Annotated in this window: 5 protein-coding genes and 1 pseudogene; all 6 read right to left on the bottom strand. The window is 67.3% G+C overall.

The window, feature by feature from the left end; all coding sequences use genetic code 11:
- Positions 1-720: pseudogene (locus H8S47_RS12855) on the bottom strand (TIGR03087 family PEP-CTERM/XrtA system glycosyltransferase); the annotation flags it as partial.
- Positions 717-1,757 carry a FemAB family XrtA/PEP-CTERM system-associated protein gene (locus tag H8S47_RS12850; protein WP_187504245.1) on the bottom strand — a complete coding sequence of 347 codons (1,041 nt, stop codon included), beginning with the start codon at positions 1,755-1,757 and terminating at the stop codon, positions 717-719. The pseudogene H8S47_RS12855 and the gene H8S47_RS12850, both read right to left, overlap by 4 nt.
- The gene (locus H8S47_RS12845; RefSeq protein ID WP_235982853.1) at positions 1,754-2,581 is read right to left on the bottom strand and encodes an XrtA system polysaccharide deacetylase; all 828 of its coding nucleotides are present in this window, start codon (positions 2,579-2,581) and stop codon (positions 1,754-1,756) included. The genes H8S47_RS12850 and H8S47_RS12845 overlap by 4 nt, the downstream gene beginning before the upstream one ends.
- 19 nt (positions 2,582-2,600) lie before the next feature.
- Positions 2,601-3,671 carry an ExeA family protein gene (locus H8S47_RS12840; protein ID WP_187504244.1) on the bottom strand — a complete coding sequence of 357 codons (1,071 nt, stop codon included), beginning with the start codon at positions 3,669-3,671 and terminating at the stop codon, positions 2,601-2,603.
- Positions 3,672-3,683: 12 nt separating this feature from the next.
- Positions 3,684-5,405, bottom strand: a complete 1,722-nt coding sequence (locus H8S47_RS12835; RefSeq protein WP_187504243.1) for a hypothetical protein — start codon at positions 5,403-5,405, stop codon at positions 3,684-3,686.
- Entirely contained in the window at positions 5,405-6,466 is a 1,062-nt protein-coding gene (locus tag H8S47_RS12830; RefSeq protein ID WP_187504242.1) for an AAA family ATPase, read from the bottom strand. The genes H8S47_RS12835 and H8S47_RS12830 overlap by 1 nt, the downstream gene beginning before the upstream one ends.
- Positions 6,467-6,469: the final 3 nt, after the last annotated feature.

Genomic DNA, 6,469 nt, shown 5'->3' with positions numbered 1-6,469 from the left:
GCCCGCTTGGGTCAAAACCGTTTGCGCCTGCGGAAACCGACCCACCCCCGGCCCCTCCCTTTCAGGGAGGGGGGAAGATAAGGGCGTTGTGGCAACCGCAGGGTCGAACTTCGCGGAGTCTATCCCGTTCTCGACAGCGAGGACGCGGCCGCCTGCACCACCCTTACGGAACAATGCAGCCTCGGCCTCGCTGACGAACAGGCTCGCAGAAACCCGCGCCGCAATCTCCCGCTCGAAAGCCCCCAGCAACCGCGCTTCGCGGCGCATCATCCAGCGCATCGGGCCGCGGGCGTCGTCCGCAAACCCCGCGAACTTAGCGGAATCGACATCGACGAAATCCATCACGACCGGCGGCGCGTCGACCGGCAGATACTGCGCCATCTGCCCCGAGAAACAATAGACGCCGCCGACTTTCGGCAGGATACGATCGACCGCGGCCTGCATCGCCGGACTGGCGAACGCGGTCAGCGATACCGGCTTGCCGGCAGCCAGCGCTTCGATCGCAGCACGCTTCTGCGACTTGTCGCGTCGCAGGATCGTGAAGCCTGCCAGCATCTCCGTGAACACCGCAGGCAGATCGAAATCCGCCTCGTCGTCGGCAAACGCCACCAGATGGACCGGCGTACGCTTCGCCAGATACTGAAGGATATGAAAGCTGCGGATCTTGTCGCCACGATCGGGCGGAAAGGGCACGCGGTGCGCCAGGAAGAGCAGGCTCACCCCAGCCCTCGGGAAATCCACGGTCCGGCGGCGGTCGCGGCCCATAGCGGGAGGCGTTTCCACGTCTTCACCATCAGCGCGTATTTGGGGTTCAGCGGGTTGACCTCGCGCGCCGGCCCGTCGCTGCGCTTCGCGTACAAGCGTGGCTCGGGCGTGAAGCCCCAGTTCTTCTTGAACGCCGCCGCCCCGGTGCCGGTTTTCGAGCGCCCGAAATCGAACCGCGTGCACCCCCTCGCCCGCGCATGCGCCATCAGCGCGAAATACATCCGGTCGTTGGCGCGAAGCCCGCGCGCCGCGTCGGTGCCTCCTCCCCAATAGGGGTAGACGGTGCCGTCGAAGTACAGGCTCAGCACGCTGGCGACCGCCCTGCCCTGATGCCGTACGGTAAGAACATCCGCGTCCATCACGCTGGCAACGCTACGGAAAAGCTTGGCCGGAAACACCGGCGTGCCGAGGTTGCGGACCGACTCAGCATAGACGCGGTAATGCTCGGCGAGCAGCTTCCGGTCGTGACCGGTGACGATCTCGAGATCGAAACCGAGCGAACGGCGGACTTCGGCGCGCTGTTTCCGCGGGATCGCGAGAAGTTCGGCGTCGTCGTCTACGGCCAAATCGCGCGCGAAGCCGAGATAGCTGGTGTCGTCGCTCGCCCAACCCTTCGGTGCGGGGCCGCCGCGCAGCTCGACCGACGGGCAGCCGGTCCGCAGCGCAAGGTTCCAGGCCCCCGCCGCCAGTGGCTCGATCGACGCCCCCAAAATGCCGCCATCGACGCCGAACCCGGTCGACACCAGCGCACGCCCGAACAGCGGCGAGCGCATCTCGGTCAGCGGCAGCACGCCGCTGATGGCCCCGCCGACATCGTCGGAAACCAGATAGCGCGCGCGCTGGCCGCAGCCGTCCTGCACGGCACGGCTCCATTCGGGCAGGTGAAAGGGCGTGGCGCCTTCGGTCGTCGCAACGAACGCCGCGATCCGCGCGCACTCGGCCGGATCGCGAAGGTCCGCTTCGCGCACGCCGACGGGCATCGGCGCGGTCACGCCAGCCGTGCCGCTTCGCGCGCGACGACCGCATCGACGCGGCCCCATTCGTGACGGGCGAGCAACCCGCGCAACTTGCCCGCCATCGCGCCGAGCCGCGAGTAATGACGGATCTTCGATCGCATCGGCGCAGCCTCGATCCGCGGCTGTGCCGGATCGATCTCCCACGGGTGGAAATAGAACATCGCCGGGCGATCCTCGCGGTTGACCTGACGCACCGCGAAATCGGTGATCGCCGCGGGCAGCAGGCGGAAGAACCCGCCGCCGGTGGCGAGCTTGCGCTCCCCGAACTTGGCGACCGTCACCGGCACCTCGATCAGCGCGCTGTCGGCGAGTGGCTTGAACCCATAGCGCGGCGCGTCGAGCCAGCCATAATGATCGTGCTTCACCGGCGCGACGCTGGAGGAATAGGCGTAGCCCGCCTCGGCGAGTTCGACATGCGCCCAGGGTGTCCGCTGGTCGATCGAAAAACTCGGCGCACGGTAGCCGGTGACCTTCGTCCCCGCCGCATCCTCGATCGCGGTCCGCGCGCGGATCAGGTCGGCACGGAAAACGTCCGGCGTCATCGTGAAGACGCGCTGGTGGTCCCAGCCATGGCTGGCGATCTCGTGCCCGGCATCGACGATCCGGCGGATCAGCGCGGGATAGCGATCCGCGACCCAGCCGAGCGTGAAGAACGTCGCCTTCGTATCGCGCTCGGCGAACAGCGCGAGGACCGCATCGGTATTCGCCTCGACGCGCGGTTGAAGCGAGTCCCAGTCGGCCTTGTCGATGACCGTCTCGAATGCACCGACCTGAAACCAGTCCTCAACATCGACCGACATGCCATTCAAAACAGGCATTTCAGGCGGCATCATGCCAGGCGGAGACGCCGCGGATCGGGGCGTATTCGGGTTTGGCGTCCTCGCTTTCGACCCAGTCGACCAGCAGCGTCAGCACCCGACGCAGCGCCTCGTCCTGCAACTCCACGCGTGCCTCCAGCGCGGCGATGCGCGCTTCGGTCGCCGGATCGGTCCGCGGCATATCGTCGACCGGTACAGGCGGGGCGAGCGTCTCGACCGAGGCAGCAGCACCCTTCCCCGTATCCGTGGCAAGCGTCGGCAGGTCGCCCTCCAGATCGCGCTGCACCGACCGGACGACGGCGGCGTCGATCACCCGCAGATCCTCGATCGCGGCATGCAGCATCACGCGCCCGGCGAGGAGGTTCAGACGGCGCGGCACGCCCGCCGAGCCGGCATAAAAGGCCGCGAATGCATCGTCCGCGAAATCCGGGTTGCCGGTCCACCCGACCACGGTCAGGCGGTGGGCGAGATAGTCGGAGACCTCATGCTCCTCCATCGGATCGAGATGGTGGATCGCGATCACGCGCTGGCGAAGCTGTTCGAGCCGGTCCAGGCCGTGCAGGCGATCGCGGAACTCGGGCTGGCCGAGCAGAACGATCTGCAACAGCGCATGGCCGCCCGCCTGGAAGTTCGACAGCATCCGCAGTTCTTCGAGCGCGGACACGGGCAACGCCTGCGCCTCGTCGACGATCAGCAACGTGCGCTTGCCGGTCCGCGCGACGGCGTGCAGCCCACGCTCGATCGCGGTCAGCAGTTCGGCCTTGGTCAGCCCCGACGGATCGACATGCAACTCGGTCGCGACGATCCGCAACAGGTCGTCCGCCTCGATCGCGGTCGATACCAGCCGGATCGCGTTCAGCCGCTGATGGTCGATCGTGTCCATCAGGTGACCGACGAGCGTCGTCTTGCCCGCGCCGATATCGCCGGTGATGACGATGAAGCCCTCACCCTGCGCCAGGCCATAGCCGAGATACGCCATCGCCTTGCGGTGGGTGGCGGTCTCGAACCAGAATTTGGGATCCGGGGTGAGCTGGAAAGGCCGACCCGTCAGTCCGTAATGTTCGTCGTACATCTGCTCTCGCCTTCAGAACTGATATCGCGCACCGATCAGCGCCTGCGCCGACCAGTCGCTGTCGAGGTCACCGACCTTGAAGCTGTAAAGCCCGAGCGACGCGGTGGTGCCGAGCCGTCCGAAATTGCGGTAATAGGTTCCGGTCGCGCCATACGACCAGACGCCGTCATCGCCCGATACGTCCGCCGCCGCGATGTTGGGCACGCCAGGATCGTAATAGTTGACGAACAGGTCCGCGTTAACGCCGGAGACCTGGGTCAGGGTCCGCGCATAGAACAGCTGGCCATAATAGCTCTGGTCCTCGAGGCCGGTGACGACCAGCCCCGGCGCGACATTCGGCGAATACAGCTTGCGGTTGGCATAGCCCGCGCCCGCTCCCCAGGTCGATCGACCGCGGGTGGCGACGATCACGCCGTCCACGCCGCGCGCGCGGTAGCTGGCGGTCGAGATCGACTGGAACACGTCGTTGAGGCAGGCGCCGGGTTGCGCGCCGCTGGAGCCGAACACGCAGCCGTTGAACTGCTGGCCAAAGCCCTGCTGGTTGCCGGTCAGGAAACTGGTCGGCAGATTGCCGATGCCGGTGCGGAGCTGGCGACCGAAAGTCTGGACGCCGTCATACACGTTGACCGCGAGGCCGACCGACCTGGAAGCCTGATACGTCGCCGTGCCGGTGTAGCTGAGCGAGCCATAGCGCTTGCCGACATGACCCTCGACCGAGGTGCGGCGATTGGGTCGCCAGATCACGCCCGCGTCGTAATAGAGGCCGTCGGTCCGGTAGGCGACGCGCCGCGGAGAGGCCTCGTTGGTGATGAAGCGACCATCGCGGTCGAGCACCGGCGTACCCGTGGCGTCGACGACCGCGTCCTTCTGGCTCGTCTCGATCTTTTCATACCCGACGCCCGCGGTCAGCGCGACATAGGGCGAAACCGGCTGGAGTATGTCGCCGCGGCCGTAATAGCCCTCGTAGCGCTGCTTGAGCTGGCTGGCGGTCTCGCGGTCATAGGCGCCACTCAGCGTGACGCCGAACGGCGCGACCAGACCCGGCGCGACCGATGCGCGAGCGGTGGCGGTGTTGCCGATCGAATCGTCGTAATAATCCAGCCGCCGACCGCCGATGCTGGTGTCGCCGAAGGTGGGCGTCTCGACCTTGGTATAGCCGAGGCGGTAATTCGCGTCGAACACGACCGGGCCGGCGGTGGTGGTGAAGCTGGGGCCGGCATAGACCGCATAGACCTGGCTCACGTTGTTCACGTTACCGACCAGCAGGCCGGGCGCGGCGCCGCGGATGTCCGAGCGTGCGCGCGTCGCGATGCCGGCGGCTTCGAGCGTCAGGTTGCGCGTCACGCGGGCGTCGACCCGGGCAAGTCCGGAATGGATGTCGTCGTCGCCCAGCCGGTCGCCCCAGCCGAACCGGCGTTCATACCGATAACTGAGCTGACCCGTGACGCGCTGCGTCTGGATCGCGGCATCCACGCCCGCGGCGAGGCTGGTATAGGTCAGCACGTCACCGCCGTTGAGGTCGGCGGCGAGCGTCTGGCTGGCCTCGACATACGGGTCGATGGTGACGCGACGCGCCGTCTCCGGTCCCGACGATGGCAGCGTGGGCGGCGGCGGCGCGTCGGTCTGCGCGATCGCAGGCGCCGCGCCGGCCAAGGTGCCCGCCACGACGACCGTGGCCGCGACGCCGGCCAGCACGCGTGCGCGCACCGTCGGTCTCATCATCGGCCCGGTCATCAAGAGCTCTCCTGGCCATAATAGCTGCCGAACCGCGCACCGCCCTGGACGAACGACACGGCATTCAGGACGAGCTGGATATGCTCGCACCCGTCGAGAATGTTGACCGCACCACGCAATTCGCTCTCGGGCGTGCGATCGGCGCGGACGACGAGCATCACCTGACCGACGCGCATCGCCAGCACCGACGCGGCGGACGCAGCGAGCGCGGGCGGCGAATCGATGATGATGATGCGGCGCGGATTGGCGGCGAGGAGCCGCGCGATCACCGCCTTGGTACGCGCGCTGGCGAGCAGTTCGGTATCCATCGCGGTCTTGGTGCCGGCGGGGAGGATCGACAGATGCGGCACGTCGGTGTGGATCACCATATCCTCGACGTCGATCCGCGAATCACCCAGCGCGTCGAGCAGGCCGGGACCATCGATAAGTCCCAGCTGCTTAACGATATCGGGCTTGGCGACGTCGGCATCGACCAACAGCACTTCGGTATCGCGCTCGGCGGCGATCGAGAGCGCGAGGTTGATCGCGCAGAACGTCTTGCCGTCCTCGGGCCGGGCCGAGCAGACCAGGATCATGCGCGCCTTGTCCGGGCTGTCGCTCTCGGCGATGCGCGCGCTCGCGATCAGCAACTGGCGCTTGATCAGGCGGAATTCCTCCGCGAGCGGGCCGACCGGTGCGCCCGGCACGATCATGCCATTGCCGGCGAGCATCCCGCGATCGATCCGCGCGGTGTCGTTGGAATCCTCGGGGTGATAGACCTCGTCGGTGAACTCGTCGCCGACCGGCGCACGCAGTTCCTCGGGAATCGCGAGGAAGGTCGCATCGGCAAAATCATGCGTCGGCGCCGGGGCCTGGGCGATTTCGGATGCGGGCGCCTCGGCCACAGCGGGCTCGACCTCGACGGCGCGTGCCTCGGCGACGGGAATTTCGCGAACGGGCGCGTCGACGACCGGCGCTGCGGGCACCGCGATGTTGCGCGCCTTCGCATGCGCGGTGAAATCATACACCTTGGCTGCGCGCTCGAGCAGTGAGGGTTCGCGATCAGGTTTCGTCACGGCCATACC

The sequence above is a fragment of the Sphingomonas albertensis genome (genome assembly GCF_014358075.1).
GTDB lineage: Bacteria > Pseudomonadota > Alphaproteobacteria > Sphingomonadales > Sphingomonadaceae > Sphingomonas > Sphingomonas albertensis.
This window is presented reverse-complemented; position numbering and strand designations above follow the sequence as displayed.